Here is an 18,628-nt window from a genome sequence, read left to right as displayed (position 1 = left end):
GTGAAAGCTGAAATCAAAAAGCAATTAGGCTGACAAATTCTAGTTTGCAATACCTAAATCCTAGGAAAGGAGACCTGCCGATGTGCGCACAAAAGCTATCGTTCGATTATGCACAAACCTTGCACACTGTGCGTATCGTTCATAATGCACATAGTGTTCATCGTTCACGAGTACAAAAGGGGAAATCGTGTGATTGTATCAATTTTGTAAGGGCAACCGATCCTGCGTGTGGTACGGGTGGTTTCTTGCTTGCAGCTTATGAGCATATGAAGAGACAGAGCAAGGATATTGAAAAGCAGAAGTTCCTTAAGAATCATGCTTTATTTGGAGCAGATAATACTGCACTTGTAGTAACACTTGCATCAATGAATCTTTACTTACATGATATCGGTGTAAACAAGAGCCCTATTGCATATCAGGATTCTCTTATTGATACATCAGATAAGATGTACAAGGTGATACTAGCGAATCCACCATTTGGAATAAGACCTCAAGGAAGTGTGGAGGTTGCAGCTAATAGACCTGAGTTTGTAAAAACATCCGATAATCAGGTTAACTTCTTACAGCATATCATGTCTATTGTAAAAACAGGTGGACGTGTTGGTGTAGTTCTTCCGGATAGTGTACTTACAGATACTGGTGTAACAGCACAGGTAAGAGAAAAGCTTTTGAAGGACTTTAATCTTCACACCATACTAAGAAAAACTTGGAGGATACTATGAAACAGGCGATTGTAAATTTTTGCAAGTCAACGGATACGGGATTGTTCTTGCTAGATATGCCGACCGGCTTCGGAAAAACATATAGTGTACTTGAGTTTATGGTCGACTATTATGATTCGCCGGAATTCAAGGATAAGAAGATTTTTTTTGTTACAACTCTTAAGAAAAATTTGCCGGATAAGGAGTTGCGTGAACATTTTGCAAAGCGCGGTAAAGCAGATGATTATGATAAATATTGTTTGCGAATAGAAGCTAATGCAGATATGGTTGTAGAAAAATTGGATGAGTTATATCGTGCCAGAAAAATTCCAGCAGCAATCACTATGAAACAAGAATTTAAGGATTTACATGGTTCAGTAAAACTATTAAACGAATACAGAGATAAAAAGCGTGAATTAAAAGGAACCAGTAAGGACATTATAAATGTTTTATGCAAGAACGCAGAGGATGCAATTCGCAAGCAGCAGGAAGGTGCCTTTCGTAAGGTGATAGAAAGCGAGCTGAAGCAGTTCAGAACACCAAAGGAAAAGTTAAAGAATATCGCTAATAATCCGGAATATCATTGGATAGGAGAATTGTATCCGGCGGTATATACGAGAGCGAAGCGAATATTTTTTATGTCAATGGATAAGTTTTTCTTGGGAAACACTACTATTATTGAACCTACATATAGCTTTTACAATAATGATATTACAAAAAATGCAATTATTTTTATAGATGAGTTTGATGCAACAAGAGACAGGTTACTTAATCAGATCATAACAAGAGGCTTAGAAAATCATATTGATTATTTAGGTCTGTTTCATCGTGTATATGCATCTTTGAAGACGAGAGATTTTCTGGCAGAGCTTACTACTGCATCGAAGTTACAACAAGCATATCTTGATGAACACAAAAACGCGAAAAATCCTATGGAAATTATTGAAGGATTTGGTGGTGTGTTTGATGAAACATATGACCGTTTTGCGATGCAATATAGCTTCAAAACAGAAGAAGATGGTAAAGGCGATAGAAGCCGTAATTTTATTTTCAATGACTTACAGTTTCATTCGGTATTTGAGGGAGAAAATGCTTTTATTGATATAGATACCGATATGAAGGCAAAACAGAACTGGTTGCGTTTTACAAAAAGAAGACTAACAGAGAAAGAAGGTGGCGTATTAAGTTTGCTTGCCAGTGTTAAAGGCTGCTTGACTTATTTTCAGAATGGAGCTAGAAATCTTTCGTTTAATTATAAGCATCATAAGGATGAGGATAAAAGGCCGGGTGACGATGATTATACGTTTGAAAATGCAATTGAGTCAGTGCTGACAGAGTTTCATTTATCAAGAGAACAGATAAGGTATTTGAAGCCTATCGCAATGGGAGGCCAGGTAAAGTCGAAGAAAGATAAAAAAGACAGCAATGGAAAAATGTCGTTAAAGTATTTTGACCGCTCTGTCTATAATAGGGGATTTCGCTATTATGATTTTATAGATGATCCTAATCATAGTATGCGTTCGGAGATTCAGTTATTTGATTTTCAGGATTCACCAGAACATATTTTACTTCACTTGTCTGAAAAGGCTCAAATTATAGGTATTTCAGCTACCGCAACACTTGAAACGGTTGTTGGCAATTATGACTTAGAATATCTTCAAAGGATGTTGCAGGATAAATATTATGTGATGCCAAAAGCAGATAGGTGTAGATTACAGGAGTCATTTCAAACTTTTGTTGCAAACTATGATAAAGTAAATATTCATGTGGAGCCAGTTTCTTATAATGCGGATGATAGAGTTGAATTATCAGAGATATTTAACGGAAACGAAGCACTTATAAAGAAGTATGCGGAAAAATTATCAATATCATTTGAGCGCGTTGAATATGCAAAGAATAACTTTATTCGTGTTGTAAAGGTAATGAAGGCATTTATCTTAAATGATTCGGTTAAATCCTTCTTATGTCTTAATAATAAATTGCCGCAGGAGAATAAGGGGCTTTTTGATATTAAATTATTAGAGGAATTCGCAGACGCTATTATTAAGCTTTATGGTATCAAGGGATTAAAAGGTAAAGACTTGTTATACAGTATAAATAGTGAAGATTATGATGCTAAGCGTGCGGAGTTTATACAGAGATTGTCAAAGGGAGAAAAACTCTTTGTTATATCTTCCTATAATACAGTTGGTGCGGGACAAAATTTGCAATATAAAGCACCGGGGAATGCTACTATTGTAGCAGTTAATGATTACGATAGAGGAGATATGGAAAAGGATTTCGATTGCATATATCTTGAGAAGCCGACGAATCTTCTGGTGAATGTGGATAGCAAAAAGGGAATTGAAGCTGAAGATTTAATTCGTTTTGTATATCAGATGGAATTCTTGATGGAAAGAGGAGAAGTTTCTCGTAAAGATGGGATTGCAGTAATTAAAGATGCATTTATATGCTTCAGTGGTGGATATACTTTTTCGGGAAAAAAGGGAGAACCATATAAAACAGATTCTGTAAATAATTTTGCGATTCGAACATTAATACAGGCAGTAGGAAGAATATGTAGAACTGGTCTTAAGAATCCGGATATATATATTTATGTGGATAATACCATTTTAACAGATTACGATTTGTCTGTTGTGGAGCAACGAATGTTGAATCCTGAATTTGCAGAATTAGTTAAAGTGGGTAAAACATATTATAATGGTCAGGCAAATGAAAATTCGGATATTGCCGTAATGGAAAATCGTGCCGGAACATTAGCACTGAAGGCAATGCAGATTATAAATGAGCTGAAGCGCAATTGGACTGAGGATAGTATAGATTATTGGAAAGCATTGCGTGAGCTATGCCTTATGAGGCCTACACTAAGCAGAAAAAACGTAGAACAGAATTCGCAATATCAGCTTGTATATATGTGTGCGCCGGGAGAAATTACAGCTTATTCTTATGAGCAAGAAGGAGACTATAATAAAAATATAAATATCAAGTTTGACGGTAGTCTTCCACAAAAGATGTCAGAGGATGAGGTGCATTTGAAAGAGATTATGCAAATCCCAGGAGTGAAAGCATTGTTTGAAAAGCATGGATATGCAACGAGCTTTGTTCCTAGTGAGTTTATATTGACGCCACCTATGTTTAATAATATTTATAAAGGTGCCTTAGGCGAAGTTGTTGGTAAATATATTTTAGAACAATATGCAGGAGTAACGTTGCAGGAAATGCCACCGGAGTTTTTTGAATTGTTTGATTATACCCTAGGTAATGGCGTGTATGTTGATTTCAAGTTATGGAAAGAAACCATGTTAATATCTGCGGAAGAAGAAAAGAAAAACGTCCTGGAAAAGCTAGATAAGTGTGGAGGAAAGAGAGCGGTAATAATCAATATTATGCTTGATCACAATATGCAGATTACGTCTAGTGATAATGGTAGAATTATTGAGATACCATATTTATATCGGTTGGATAGAAAAGAAATAGGAACAGAAATCATAGCAAAAATAAATCGGGAGGGATATTTGCAATGAGTATAAAGAAACTTTATTCGAATGAACTCCTGGCTTCGTTTGAATATTCCAACATTGACAAAGATTATGATTTTTATTATGTTACAACATCGGATAAATATATAAAAGGTGGAGCTACTTTTCTAGATATTGATGATATAAAGATATCAGCTCTGCAATTTGAAAGCGGAAAGAGTTTTTGGGTTATGCTTCCTAAAAACGCTATTTCCAGAGCTGAGTTTGTACGTTTGTTGAATGCAAAAGAGGATGGAGATAGTTTGTCTATAAAATCTATGACAAGTAGCAGTATACCGGAGTATTTGTTGACACAATTGTTTTTGAATGCGCTAACGAGTCCGGTTGATGAAATGATATCTTTTAATAATCTGTCAGGGAAATTATTATGTTTTCGACCTGCATGGCTGAATAAGGATAAGAAGAATTTTATTTGGGGTATGCAGTGCCTTGAGGTGAAAGTCGGAGATGATATGTGTGTGAATTTGGTAGCACATAGGATGACAGCGCTGGCACTTAAGAAGCAAATGAAATTTGAAAAAAGAAAGCTACAGGATTATCCGCAATATGAGTTCAGTTATAACAATAATACTTTAAAACGAGTATCTAATGAAAATAAAGACCGTAGAGAAAACTTTATTATAAAACCCGTAGATGGTGAAAGGGGTAGCATTACATTCTTTGACTTTACGGATTATGAAACGTTTTCATGTACCAAGATGGGTGTTTTATATGATATTTTGAATGCCTTACATGATGAATTTGGTAAGTATATTCGCGTTAAATTTAAACAATATAGTATTGACGAAGTTTTGGAATATAAGCGTGCGTCGTTGGAGTTATATAAGGATATTGTTAAAAAGGAAGTTTTGAATTCTGGAATTAATATAGTGGATGCTGTACACACTGAAACTTCTGAAGATTATTTGCAGGATGTAGCGGATGGTATTAATAAAATTATTCCAGAGGCAAAATGCAGCGTTGGTAAAAGATTATCAAAGAAGAAGCTTAACGTACGATATATACATGATAAATCCTTCTATTCAGATTCGGAAGTGGACCCGCATCAAGAAAGCATGGAGGATTATGTTGTTCAGCATATTACAGTAGAGAATTTTAAACACCAATCATCAGCGGCAGTTTATAATATTCTGAAAGAGCTTGTAATTAAAAAGGACATTGCTATTGGTAAAATTACATTGGTGGATTGGAGTCAATACGGATATAAAGCAGACTGGTTATTTGGTGTAGTTGTAGACGGTACATATTACTTCATGACCATTCATCCGGACGGTTCATTTAAAATTGAAGCATTGAAACGAAATCTTTTTACCATGACAGAGTATGATAAATACATGGATTATTTCGGTTTGAATGAAGAGAATAAAAATGATTATAGAGGTGTTATAGGTTTAGTAAAAGATGCAGAGGGTAATATTAATCTTATAAAGGATACTAATATGTATTCTATGCCTGATTATACTGCGATGGGTGATGTGCTTAAGAATGTAGCTAGTGAAGGTAGATTTCCAGGAAAAGACGTAGTAACTTGGCTTCGTCTAGTAATGGATACAACAGATAAAATAAAAGTACACGCAGAATTGGATATAGTTATCCCGCATATCGACGTGAATGCAGAATACACGAAAGCCAATGTAATGGGATTATTCAAAGGAATTACAACAAAGAAAGAAGTTGTGCGCTATGTTTTTGAGAATACCGGTATTATGCTATATGCCTACCTGCGTGGAGAAGAAGAGAGACGCGAGTATCTTTCCGGAAATATAGACATTAATTATTTTGATTATGATGATACGCATGCAAAATATTCAGTTGGTGAAATTGGTAATGGAATGAAATACACAATTGAGAGAGCCAGCGTAGTGCGTAAGATACAGGCGGTAGAAGGCAGTAAGTTAATTTTTAAGAAAGTGTTGCCACTTATGGGAGTAGAGTTTGTAAGGTATGGAATGTTAACGGTTGTTCCGTTTCCGTTTAAGTATTTAAGGGAATATATTGTGAAAGAAGAAAAGAGCGTATAAACAATGAAGGTCACTAGCGCAGTACTAGCGGCCTTCTTCGTTTTTACGCTTGGTATAATCGCTGGATTTTTGTATACGGTAAATAGTTAGTACCGTGCTTTTCACCTAAAACCATGAGATAATCCCTTTGTAAAACTAAAAGTTTTTTAAAGGAGGATCTTATGGATAAGATCACACGTCAGGTCCGCATTGAACATTGGACCCAGATCATGAATGAATGTTTGAACAGCGGTATGAATAAAACTGAATGGTGCCGGGCTAATGGGATCTCAGACAAACAATTCTTTTACTGGCAAAGGATTCTCAGAAAAGAAGCTTTTGCTGCTTCGACATCAAAGGACCTTTCGGTTATCACAGACCCGGCAGATGAAACCAGCCCACAAAAGATTTCGTTCGCAGAGATCAGCATTCCAATAAAACAGGAGTCTGTCAGAAATGGATTCCATCCGGATATCATCCTCCGAAAAGGACCGGTCTCTGTAGAGATATCCAATTCCGTTTCAGCAGAACTCCTGTCACGTATCGGAGATATCTTTCATGCTGAATGATGCTTCCGGGTTCCGCAGGATCTATCTCGCTACCGGTTACACAGATCTGAGACGTGGTATGGAGGGGCTTGCATCCATTATCAAGTTCAATTTTCAGCTGGATCCGTATCAAAAAGATATTCTGTTCCTGTTCTGCGGAAGACGTACTGACCGCATCAAAGGGCTGGTCTGGGAAGGCGACGGCTTCCTGCTTCTATACAAAAGACTGGAGTTGGGTGCATTCAACTGGCCCCGCACAAAAGAAGAAGCATTGGAGATCACCCCAGAGCAGTACCAATATCTCATGCAGGGACTGGAAATTGTTGCACGCCATCCGATCCAGGAAGTCAGACCGGATAAGATCTTATAAGATCCTGTGCAAAACAGAGAAAATAAAAAAACATCTTCCAATCATCATAAGTCCCGAAAAAGAGTTATCCACTTTTCATAATTCCGCTGCCTTCATTTATTCAGGAGTACTTTCAGGCCCCTTTACAGGGCTTGTGGATAAGTACTCTGAAAAGCCCGAAAAACTAATAGTTTTTTGAGTTTTTCAGAGTATTCATCTATTAGTAAAAATGACGAATACCCTGTCTGCCTGATTCGCTTTTTCTTTATCTTTGCGTTACAATAGGAACATCAGATAAAGGAGAACGGCATCCATGGCAAAAGTATATACAGAAGAAGAACTGAATAATTTCAGCAGGGAAACACTTATGGCAGTCATCCTGTCCATGCAGGATCAGATTCATCAGCTGAATACAAACATGGAGCGCCTGATCGAGCAGATCGTTGACGCAAACACTAAGCGTTACGGCCGTTCTTCCGAAAAACTGGAAACGATCTCCGGACAGCTGGAACTGGAGCTTATATTTAATGAGGCTGAAGCACTTACGGAAACACTGTATGTGGTTGAGCCTGTTGAGGAAGATGTGATACAGCCGCGTCGTAAAAATAAAGGAAAACGGGAGGCAGATCTAAAAGATCTTCCGATTGAAGTGATCGTCCATACCCTGTCAGAAGAAAAACTCCAGGATGTCTTTGGCACAGATGGATGGAAACAGCTTCCAGACGAGATATATAAAAGGGTACGTGTGCAGCCGGCAGTCTATACTGTTGAAGAACATCATGTGGCAGTCTACGCTGGTAAGGACAACCAGACAATCATAAAAGCGGACCATCCGGAAGAATTCCTGAAGGATTTTAAAGGGATCGTAGTATGCGACGGTTACTCTGCATACAGGAAGCTGGACAGGGAAAATCCAGACATCGTCTTTGCCGGCTGCTGGTCACAAGCAAGGCGCAGGTTTGCGGAGGCATTGAAAGCCCTGCCGAAAGCAGCACAGAAAAATGCGAAAGAGACTGTAGCTTACGAAGCAGTCAGCCGGATCGCAGCAATCTATCATCTGGACAACCAGATGGAGGGACAGCCTGCAAAAGTCAGAAAGATGTACCGTCAGGCCAATATCAGACCTCTTGTAGAGGCCTTCCTTGCATGGGCAAAAGAGATCCAGATTAAAAATCAGCTTTCCAGAGGAAAGACTCTGGATGGGATCAACTACTGTATCAATCAGGAAGTTTCTCTGAAAGCCTTTCTGGAAGACGGTGATATTCCTATGGATAACAATGCGACAGAAAGTGCTCTGCGTAGCTTTTGTCTCCATAAGCATACATGGAAGCTGATCGACAGTCTGGATGGCGCAAATGCCGGTGCTATTATCTACAGCATCACAGAAACGGCAAAAGCTAACAATCTGAATCCTTTTCGGTATCTTGAACATGTCCTGACTGTATTGAAGGACCACCAGGATGACAGGGAATATAGTTTTATAGATGATATCCTGCCATGGTCTGAAAAACTTCCAGCAATATGCCGGAGTAAAACAAAAGCAACTAATATTTAAAACCTTGCCGCCGGAAACGGCGGCTTAAAGTTAGAGCAGTACGGATAGTTTACCGTATACCAATTTAAGATAAGTGGCCTAAGTAAAATTAAAGATATATTAACAGAAATAAACGAAGAAGGAAAGCATGATAGAAATGATGGGTTCAAAACTGCATCAAAAGCATCTCAGTTTGATTTTTTAGATTAAGGCGACTTACTTATAGCTTAAAAAGTTTTTCTTGTTCAGGGCGGAAAAATATTTTTATTAAAGGAGATAAATTATGCCTAAATATACAGATGAAGATATTAGAAATATGAGTAAAATAACATGTAAGATAGCGGCAGATTACCTAGGCATATCCCCTATGGCGGTTAGTATCGGCATGAGAAATGATCTTTTACCGATCGGTTTTGCAATTCACAATGAAGAAAGAGATAGAACATATTCTGAGAGTTGGTCCTATCACATAATTGGTGAGAGATTGATTGCATATAAGTATGGGAAAACATCAGAAGTACAAGTTCAAAATATAGAAAAGAGTCTAAATACTATAATAGAACAGTTTGAAGAAATGAAAAAAGATTTGGTTTTTCTATTAAGCGAAAACGAGGATCAGCAGGATTAGAGCTTTATGAATATGCGTTTTCGCTGGGAAAATACAAAGATGTTGACAAAAAATATGCAGGAAAGGAGCTGCCAGGATGGAGAATGAAAAAGGAATAGTTAAATTGACTCGTAAGCAGCTCTATGATGAAATATGGGCTCTTTCAGTTGCAGGGGTAGCCAGAAAATATAACTTGAATTATGGTAAACTGATAGCAACTTGTAAAGTAGAAAATATATCTTTTCCTTCTTCTGGTTATTGGACTAAGAAGAATATGGGAAAAGATGTATCGAATGAGATTGTAGAATTTTCTGGATTGGAAGATACAGAAATTTCATTGATAACGAAAGACGCGGTTGTTAAGCGTATTCGGAAAGCTAAGGCAGAAGTAGTAGAGAAAGTGCATACTGACGTAACAGAAGAATTGGACGTAGCAGTCGAGGAAGATTTATCACAGAAAAAAATGGAGAATATACCTAAGTGGCCGGATGGAATTCTTGATTATTTGGATGAGACGGAAAGAAATAAAGTATTAGAATATGCATGCAATCTGCAGATAAGTCAAAGTACACGATTGCATAAAATGTTGGTCCAATACAAGAAGGATATTGCAGATTATAAGTCAAAACTGAAAGAAGCACAGAGTAGACCATACTATAATCCAAGACATAATAAACCAGAAAACGAACCTGCATTCTTTAAGGAAATGTCTGATGAGTGTATGTCACGTGCAATTGCTATATTAGATACCGTATTCAAATCAATTGAATCTTTAGGTGGAAGTATTAATAGTGATTTGTCTGTGAAAATTAGAGATGATATTGTTAGATTTCGTATGGTTGAGAGTCAAGACCAAGTAAAGCATGAAATGACTAAGCAAGAGGCACAGGAGCTCGTAAAGTATAATGATGATATCAAAAATCATAGATGGGCTTCAAAACCGCAAATTAGAAAATATGACAAGGTATATAATGGTAAACTTCGTATTGAGTTTGGGGAGCGAAGCTACATTAGAGATAACGATTCTGAAAAATTAGAAGATAGACTGGGTGATATTTTGGTTACCCTGTATGAGAAGGCAGAAGAGAATAGAATTGTACGAGAAGCACGTGAAGAGGCAGAACGTAAGAGAGTTGAAGAAGCGAGATGTAGAGAAGAAAATAGACAAAGAAAAGAACAAGAAATTCGTCTTGTAAAAGAACTTGTAAACAAAGCTGAAGACTATAGAATTGCAAAGGAAATAAGAGAATATATTCAGGCTATGATAGATAGTGGAAATGAAGATATTACTCCAGAATGGATTGAATGGGCGCTGAAGAAAGCTGACTGGTATGATCCGTCTATAGAGACTGAGGATGAATATCTGGGAAAACGTCAGCATGAAAAAAGTGCTGAAGAAAAGGAAAAATCTTTGCAAGACAGTATCAGAAAGAGCTGGTATTGGTAAAAATGAATGGAGGAAATTTGATGGATAAAGATCCTTTTAAAGAGTATATAAGGCAATCCGAACCAAGTAAAAGAGACAAAGGTTACGCCTGGCATACAGCTATCGGACTTCAAGCAGTGGATGGATTAAAGCCTTCGAAGTATTTGATTGATACTGCAATAAAGAATATTGAAGGTGATATTTCGATTGATGAAGCGCAGGAACTTCTAAATACGTATTATGAAGAAAATCCAAAAGCAGATACAGACGACCGTACGGAAGAGGCCGACAAAGTTGCTGTTAGAATTGCAAAAATTTTATCGGAGAAAGCATTTAGTTTTACTCCGAATGAGTATATCTCTATTCATAAAAAGTTGTTTGCTGGGATTTATGGACATGCAGGAAAACTGAGAGATTATAATATTACAAAAAAGGAATGGGTGCTGAATGGAGCAACGGTTCTTTATGGAAGTGCATCAGAACTTCGCGCAACCTTGGACTATGATTTTGCAGAGGAAAAGAAGTTTAGTTATAAAAACTTGAGCATGGAAGAAATTATTCACCACCTGGCGTTTTTTGTATCAAGATTATGGCAGATACATGTATTCGGAGAGGGAAACACACGAACTACGGCAGTATTTTTTATTAAGTATCTTAGAACACTTGGATTTGATGCAACTAACGACATTTTTGCGGAGAATGCATGGTATTTTAGAAATGCACTTGTTAGGGCCAATTATAACGATTTGAAAAATGGTGTTCATGAAACAACCGAGTATTTGGAATTGTTTTTAAGAAATTTATTGTTGGATGAGAAGAATGAACTTCATAATCGTACGATGCACATTAGTGGAAGGTTTGCAGAAGTGGACATTGAAAGAGTAAAAGTGGACATTAAGAGTGGAGAAGTGGACATTGAAAGCACAAAAGTGGACATTCGAAATAAATTACTTTCTTTCTCAGATACGATTTCAGAAAAAACAATAAATCATACAGTAGAAATATTTTCAAAATGTGGAAAAGAAAATTGTTTCGGAAGAACGATAGTTGAAGAAATTACTGGATTAAAGCCATCAAGAGCTTCCAAGTTAATAAAACTGTTGGTTGATAGTGAGGTAATCGTACCTGTAACAGGACATGGAAAAGGAAAATATCGGTTTCAATAAAAGTGAACATTGAAAGGGTGTTAATGCCATTCGCAAAAATGCCCAAAACAAATCGGCGTACTGATATATTACCAAATATGGTAGCAGTATTTAGAATAATTTTGTATTATAAAAGTGTTACAAAATATCGGCGTACCCGCCACACGTTTACAAAGTCAAACGGTCTGTACGCCATGTCTTAACCTTATGATTGCAGATATTAGTAACCTGTCAAAGGGTGTAAAAACTCAGTAACTATGCGGGTTCGCGTACTGTTAAAGCAGTGAAAAACGACACCGCATGTGGAGACGGTAGTACTGCTTTCCCACAAAAAGCCAGACGGACATATCAACGTAAAAGTTGAGTTTGGCGAGGGTGAGGGAAAAGTTCCACTTGATAATATTGCTAAAAGAGCAGAAAGCTATAAGCCCAAAGAACGAGTGACCTACAAAATGATAAAGGAGTACATAGAAGCTAAATACGGCTTCAAAGTACATACCGCATATATTGCAGAGGTAAAGAGAGATTTAGGCTTGCCGATGTACGATGCTCCTAATGCGGTAGAGAAATTGAAACAGCCGAGGAAGCATCCAACTCCAGAGAAGGTTGAAGCAATAAAGGATGCATTGAAGCATTTTGAAGTGATTTAATAATGATGAGCGTATCATTAAAATAGTGGTACGCTTTTCTTTAAAATATTTGGGAAGCAATATATAAGTGCTGAATATGCTTGAAAGGAGCATTCCTGTAATTCATTAAAAGCGCCAATTGAATAAAAAAGAACCTCAAGGTATGATTGAGTTGCATCTTGGCGGATGTAAACAAAACAATCAAGCACTGGAGGTTCCAAATGAATTATACACAGAATGAAAAGATTGAGCAAGTAACAGATTCAACAATGGTTGTCGGAGTTGATATAGGAAGCCAGATACATTATGCAAGAGCTTTTGATAACAGAGGACGCGAACTTACAAAACGTATTTTTTCTTTTCATAACGATCTGGAAGGGTTCAATTCTTTCAACCTTTGGGCAGAGACACTTAAGACTGAGAATAAAAAGACTGCAGTTCTGATCGGCTGCGAGCCAACAGGTCATTACTGGTTTGCGTTTGCGAAGTATGTAAATGATCATCAGAAAAGATTAGTAATGGTCAATCCATTCTCGGTTAAGAAGATCAAGGAACTTGATGATAACAGTCCAAAGAAAACAGATTCAAAAGATCCAAAAACAATCGCAAAACTAGTTGTGGATGGGAGATATTCAATCCCATACATGCCAGAAGGCATTTATGCCGAAATAAGAGACCTGGTATACAGCCGTGAGCCTATATGGATAATCTGAGGCATAAGTGTCGTGAAGAGCCGTATGCCTGAATTGGGCACGTACGGATCTGTGGGGGATATACCTAGTAATAGGTGTTTCTACCCGACAATTTAGGACTCGTCAGAGGATGGTGATCCTGGTAGACATGAGAGGTTAGTTACTGTAGGTGGATTTGGGAAACAGGAAGGCCTTCATAAGAAGAAACAAAGACGTTTTATTTCTTGTACCTAAAATCATCAGAAATGGACTCCATGAAGTCGCTTCATATCCAGAAAACTCTATTTTGTAGATATATGTAACTTATTAACTGTTCAGCAAAGTCAGTAAAATCAAGGATTTTTGTTGAACATGCACTAAAAAGAATAGAGAGGTCCTCACCCACTGCTTATTGCTTTTCGCAACCTCCACAGGGGAGTTACTTGATTCGGTTAAAATATATGTAAATTTTCCACCAAAATATTATTGACGTAAGAAAAACCACATGGTATTTTATTTTTGGAAAAAATGAAAATTATTTTAAAGGCAAACCTGTTGAAAGGCAGGGTCGCAAAGCCAGAAGGGACTAAAGTCAGAAAGTTTGACCATGTCAGCCGGTTGCCACTGTTTCCATATCATCATAATATATGGAGAAGATGTTTGAACAGAAGAGATTCCGATACCTTTTATACTATATAGATGTGTGATTTTAAAGAATATAGTAGGGACACTGGCAGATTTTGGCAGATGTCCTTTTTGTATGCAAAAATGGGTAACAAAACTAGCAGGGACAGGTTTTCTGTATACAGATAAAAGCAGGATGAAGAAGGCATAAGACGGAGAGAGGACTTTTATAAAATGAAAAATTATGAAGACAAAATATATTCCTTAGGTGAGACTGTAACGGGGCAGACACAGGTCATGTCACAGGCCGTACAGAAAACACTGGAAAATAATGGCGGGGTAGGTATAATGACAGGATCTTATGACCAAAACCTGTCTATTTTGTCTGTGGATAATCTGCTGTTGCATAGTACAGGATATACATTCGATACTTTCATGGAACAGACAAAAGGCTCATTGAGAAATTTCTTTTATGACGAGGAAGATATACTGGAGCGAGACCGTTTTTTGCAGCTTCACGGAACAGGGGAAGCACAGATCCTTGCAGCAGACGGTACAGTGAATAATGTACGGCTTTGTAAAGAGGATGCGACAGATGAGGCGGGCAGACAGATCTGGGTTATGTCCGTACAGGTCAACTGGGATCATATAAATTTGGCACTGCTCAATGAGGCTATCTGTTCCGGCTTCTGGTATTTTGACTGTGACGAAAACAGTGAGATTGTGAATGCAAACTGGAGTCATGAATTTCGAAAAATGCTTGGCTATCATGACACCCTGGACTTTCCGAATAAACTGGAATCCTGGTCAGATCTTCTGCATCCACAGGATAAAGAAAGAGTAATGGTGCAGCTTCAGGCGGCAATTAAGGATAAGACGAACCAGATAAAATACCAGGTAGAGTATCGTATGAGAATGAAGGATAATCAATACCAGTGGTTTCGGGCATCGGCAGAAGTAATACGCCGTCTGGATGGTTCTGCCAGCAGGATTGCCGGGATTTTTATTAACATTGATGGGGAGAAAAAAGAAATCATGCAGGCACAAAAATCTGCTGCTTTCCACCGGGCTTTTACGAAAGCAGATTTGTGCGAGTATTATGTGAATCTGGAAGCGAATACTTTTGATACCTTTAAGGTTGAACCGTCCCTGATGACCGTCTTTGAACAGAGTCATACGTGGGATGAATTGATCCGGCATTTTGTGGATTCCTATGTTGTGGAGACAGATAAGAAGGCGGTATCCTCTTTTTACGACCGTGGTTATATTGCAGAAAGGCTGAAGGGGCTGGAAACCGAATTGGCTTTAGAGTGCCGTATCACTCTGAATGGAGAAGAACGATGGGTCCGCAATGTGGTCATACGTGGCGAAATAGAGGATTCAGAATATGCCATGATCTTTCTGCGTGATATCACAGAGACAAAGGTAGAGAGCGCACGGCATCTGCAGATGGCAGCAGATAATGCTTCCATGGAGCAGCTGATCCAGAGCATAGTGCGTCTGGTTGACCGCTTTGTTGTCTGTGATCTGGAAAATGACAGATATGAATTCTACAATCTGAATGGACAGATGATATATAAACCTCTGGGATTTTATCATGATTTTCAGATGCAGGTTCTTGAAAAATATAAGACACTGGAACCATTGGAAGCTATAGATATCCTGATAGCCCCGGATAATATTCGGAAAAAACTGAAAAGTGAAAATGATATTTATAAGTTTGAGTATTGCAGCCTGGATGAAAAGACTTATAAAATCGCTTCTTATATTCCCTTGGAATGGAAGAATGGAAAGTTGGAAAAGGTATTGCTGGCATCCATGGATGTGACACAGGAGAAGAAAGCAGAGATTGAATCCCGTCAGGCACTGATAGAAGCTTACCGGTCCGCAGAAAATGCAAATCGTGCGAAAACAGAATTCCTTTCCAATATGTCCCATGATATCCGGACACCAATGAATGCGATTGTGGGTCTGACAGCAATCGCAGGAGCAAATGTTGAGAGCCAGGACAGAGTCATTGAATGCCTCGGCAAGATCACAGAATCAAGCCGCCATTTGCTGGGGCTGATCAATGAAGTATTGGATATGGCACGCATTGAAAGTGGAAAAATGACACTGGCACAGGAAGATTTCAATCTGTCAGAGCTGGTAGATAATCTTATTACACTCACGAAACCGGTGCTTGATGAACATAAACATAATTTTGATATACACATCAATCATATTGAACATGAGGCTGTCTGTGGTGACAGCTTGAGAATTCAGCAGGTATTTGTGAATCTGATGAGTAATGCGATCAAGTATACACCGGATGGCGGGAATATTATTTTTTCCATAGAGGAAAAGCCAAATGGATTTTCAGAACTTGGATGCTATGAATTTACGATTGAGGATAATGGGATCGGTATGTCACCGGAATTCCAGAAAATCATGTTTGAGCCGTTCAGCCGCGCGGATGACCACCGGACAACCAGAGTCCAGGGAACTGGTCTGGGAATGGCAATCAGCAGAAATATTGTGAACCTGATGAATGGCACTATTAAAGTGGACAGTACCTTGCACAAGGGAACTAAAATCACAGTAACAATTTATCTGGAGCTTCAGGAAAAAGAAAAAGAACAGGACAGAGATCTGATGAATCTGCCGGTCCTGGTTGTGGATGATGATAGGACATGCTGTGAAAGTACAGTTGCAACATTAAAGGAAATCGGTATTATGGGTGAATGGGTTCTCTCTGGCAGGGAAGCGGTTGAGCGCTGTTATGCACGGCATGAGTTGAAAGATGATTACTTTGCTGTTATTTTAGACTGGAAGATGCCGGAGATGGATGGTATAGAAACTGCCAGACAGATCCGGAAACGGATAGGAAAAGAGATCCCCATCATTGTACTGACATCCTATGAATTCAGCGAAATTGAAGAAGAAGCAAAGGCTGCAGGTGTAGATGCTTTTATTGCAAAACCGCTGTTCCGTTCTCGGCTGACGGCAACACTGCGGCAGTTTACTTCAGGAAGAAAAGAAAAAATAGCAAGAAATTATCTGGAGAAGCTGTCAGAATCAGACTACACGGGAAAAAGGATTCTGCTGGTTGAGGATAATGAGTTGAACAGAGAAATTGCTGGTGAAATTTTACAGATGACAGGTGCAAAAGTGGAAACGGCAGAAAATGGGAAAATTGCAGTTGAAAAAGTGGAAGCTTCCCCGGAAGGATTGTATGATCTTGTTTTTATGGATATCCAAATGCCTGTCATGAATGGTTATGAGGCAACTGCAGCAATCAGGAGCCTTCCGGGTGAAAAGGGAAAACTGCCTATTGTTGCCATGACTGCCAATGCTTTTGCAGAAGATGTACAGCTGGCCAAAAATACAGGCATGAATGGACATATCGCGAAACCGCTGGATATGAATAAGCTGAATGATGTTCTGGAAAGCTGGCTGTAACTGATTTTCATGTGATCACAAAGTATATTACTAGGAACAGAGTGAACAGTAACAGTAACTCAGGTGATGCTGCATAAATCCTCAAATACTCCTTGCAATAAAAAAATACAGCAATTATAATATAAATACAAAAGCCGGATGCGGAGGCTGACTTCTGAAAACAAAGAAAGGAAGTATAAAATGGCGAAAATTTTAATCAGTCCGTCCAAATATTTACAGGGTGCGGGAGAAATGAAGAATCTTGGAACTTATGCTGCAAAGAGCGGAAAAAAAGCGTTGGTTCTGATCAGTAAAGGCGGATATAAAAGAATCGGTAAAACGATCGAAGAGAGCTTTGCTGAGAGTACCTGTGAGGTGGTTTTTGATTATTTTAACGGAGAATGCTGTAACAGTGAGATTGATCGTCTGGTAAAGATCGTAAAAGATGAGCAGTGTGATCTTACCATTGGTATTGGTGGAGGAAAGATCTTTGATACAGCGAAGGCAGTTGCATACTATGCGGGAACACCGGTATTTATCTGTCCGACGATCGCATCTACAGATGCCCCTTGCAGTGCTTTGTCTGTTATTTATACAGAAGAAGGAGTTTTTGAAAAATATCTGTTTCTTCCGGCGAATCCGAATCTTGTTCTGATGGATACAGATATCATCGCCAAATCACCGGTTCGTCTTACTGTGGCTGGTATGGGAGATGCACTGGCAACATATTTTGAGGCAAGGGCATGCAAGAGAAGCGGAGCGACTTCCTGTGCGGGAGGTAAGACAACAGAGGCTGCCATGGCACTGGCTGAACTTTGCTTTAATACCTTGATGGATGAGGGTGTAAAAGCTAAGATAGCTCTGGAAGCAGGAGTATGCACACCGGCAGTTGAGAAAGTGATTGAGGCTAATACACTTCTTTCTGGAATTGGTTTTGAAAGTGCAGGACTTGCAGGTGCACATGCGATCCATAACGGATTTACTGTACTGGAAGAATGCCATCATATGTATCATGGAGAAAAAGTCGCATTCGGAACCATCACACAGCTGGTACTGGAGAATATTCCTCAGGAAGATCTGGAAGAGATCATCTTATGGTGCATTGAAGTAGGACTTCCTGTTACTCTGGCAGAGCTTGGAGCTGGGAAGGTAACGGATGAGCAGCTTATGGAAGTTGCCAGAACTGCATGTGCGGAGAATGATACACTTCACAACATGCCATTTGAAGTTACACCGGAAACTGTATTTGCAGCAATCAAAGCGGCAGATGCATATGGAAGATATTACCTGGATGAGGAATAAACAGATAAAAAGTAAATAGCTGATATAAAAATTGCAATCTGCAGAAACAAGAGTTATCAAGTATTGTTATCCTGCAGGTTGCTTTTTTTTATGTATGGCTGTAATATAACAGAAAGATCAGTAAATATTGGAA

General features: G+C 38.5%; 12 protein-coding genes, 1 pseudogene and 1 riboswitch. All 13 genes and pseudogenes read left to right on the top strand.

Annotated features, from left to right (window positions below; translation table 11 throughout):
* The first annotated feature begins 80 nt into the window (after positions 1 to 80).
* Entirely contained in the window at positions 81 to 722 is a 642-nt protein-coding gene (locus CCC70_RS12410) for an HsdM family class I SAM-dependent methyltransferase (protein ID WP_287084963.1), read from the top strand.
* Positions 719 to 4,225, top strand: a complete 3,507-nt coding sequence (locus CCC70_RS12405) for a hypothetical protein (RefSeq protein ID WP_287084962.1) — start codon at positions 719 to 721, stop codon at positions 4,223 to 4,225. Before CCC70_RS12410 ends, CCC70_RS12405 begins: the two co-directional genes overlap by 4 nt.
* Positions 4,222 to 6,261: a hypothetical protein gene (locus CCC70_RS12400; protein ID WP_287084961.1), complete on the top strand. Its 2,040-nt coding sequence runs from the start codon at positions 4,222 to 4,224 to the stop codon at positions 6,259 to 6,261. Before CCC70_RS12405 ends, CCC70_RS12400 begins: the two co-directional genes overlap by 4 nt.
* A gap of 161 nt (positions 6,262 to 6,422) precedes the next feature.
* Positions 6,423 to 6,809 carry an IS66 family insertion sequence element accessory protein TnpA gene (gene tnpA, locus CCC70_RS12395; protein WP_059085448.1) on the top strand — a complete coding sequence of 129 codons (387 nt, stop codon included), beginning with the start codon at positions 6,423 to 6,425 and terminating at the stop codon, positions 6,807 to 6,809.
* On the top strand, positions 6,799 to 7,158 hold the full coding sequence (gene tnpB / locus CCC70_RS12390) for an IS66 family insertion sequence element accessory protein TnpB (protein WP_015524382.1): 360 nt from the start codon (positions 6,799 to 6,801) through the stop codon (positions 7,156 to 7,158). The genes tnpA and tnpB overlap by 11 nt, the downstream gene beginning before the upstream one ends.
* Before the next feature lie 292 nt (positions 7,159 to 7,450).
* Positions 7,451 to 8,692 carry an IS66 family transposase gene (locus CCC70_RS12385; RefSeq protein ID WP_287084960.1) on the top strand — a complete coding sequence of 414 codons (1,242 nt, stop codon included), beginning with the start codon at positions 7,451 to 7,453 and terminating at the stop codon, positions 8,690 to 8,692.
* 262 nt (positions 8,693 to 8,954) lie between these two features.
* A complete protein-coding gene (locus CCC70_RS12380; RefSeq protein ID WP_059085450.1) occupies positions 8,955 to 9,299 on the top strand; it encodes a hypothetical protein in 345 nt (114 codons plus the stop codon).
* Positions 9,300 to 9,375: 76 nt separating this feature from the next.
* Positions 9,376 to 10,725, top strand: coding sequence for a hypothetical protein (locus tag CCC70_RS12375; protein ID WP_195274657.1), 1,350 nt, complete (start codon positions 9,376 to 9,378; stop codon positions 10,723 to 10,725).
* A gap of 20 nt (positions 10,726 to 10,745) precedes the next feature.
* Positions 10,746 to 11,870, top strand: coding sequence for a Fic family protein (locus CCC70_RS12370; protein ID WP_059085452.1), 1,125 nt, complete (start codon positions 10,746 to 10,748; stop codon positions 11,868 to 11,870).
* Positions 11,871 to 12,142: 272 nt separating this feature from the next.
* Positions 12,143 to 12,499 (top strand): annotated as a pseudogene (locus CCC70_RS12365) (23S rRNA (uracil-5-)-methyltransferase RumA); the annotation flags it as partial.
* Positions 12,500 to 12,699: 200 nt separating this feature from the next.
* The gene (locus CCC70_RS12360; RefSeq protein WP_110925741.1) at positions 12,700 to 13,191 is read left to right on the top strand and encodes an IS110 family transposase; all 492 of its coding nucleotides are present in this window, start codon (positions 12,700 to 12,702) and stop codon (positions 13,189 to 13,191) included.
* A 493-nt stretch (positions 13,192 to 13,684) separates the two neighbouring features.
* Positions 13,685 to 13,775, top strand: a riboswitch (cyclic di-GMP riboswitch).
* A 232-nt stretch (positions 13,776 to 14,007) separates the two neighbouring features.
* Positions 14,008 to 17,214 carry a hybrid sensor histidine kinase/response regulator gene (locus tag CCC70_RS12355; RefSeq protein ID WP_287084957.1) on the top strand — a complete coding sequence of 1,069 codons (3,207 nt, stop codon included), beginning with the start codon at positions 14,008 to 14,010 and terminating at the stop codon, positions 17,212 to 17,214.
* Between the two features lie 180 nt (positions 17,215 to 17,394).
* On the top strand, positions 17,395 to 18,495 hold the full coding sequence (locus CCC70_RS12350; RefSeq protein WP_287084956.1) for a glycerol dehydrogenase: 1,101 nt from the start codon (positions 17,395 to 17,397) through the stop codon (positions 18,493 to 18,495).
* Positions 18,496 to 18,628 lie beyond the last annotated feature (133 nt).

The sequence above is a fragment of the Blautia sp. LMAG:89 genome (assembly GCF_008679485.1).
Taxonomy (GTDB): Bacteria; Bacillota; Clostridia; order Lachnospirales; family Lachnospiraceae; genus Blautia_A; species Blautia_A fusiformis.
The sequence above is the reverse complement of the archived record's forward strand: the minus strand, read 5'-3'. Positions and strand labels throughout refer to the sequence as shown.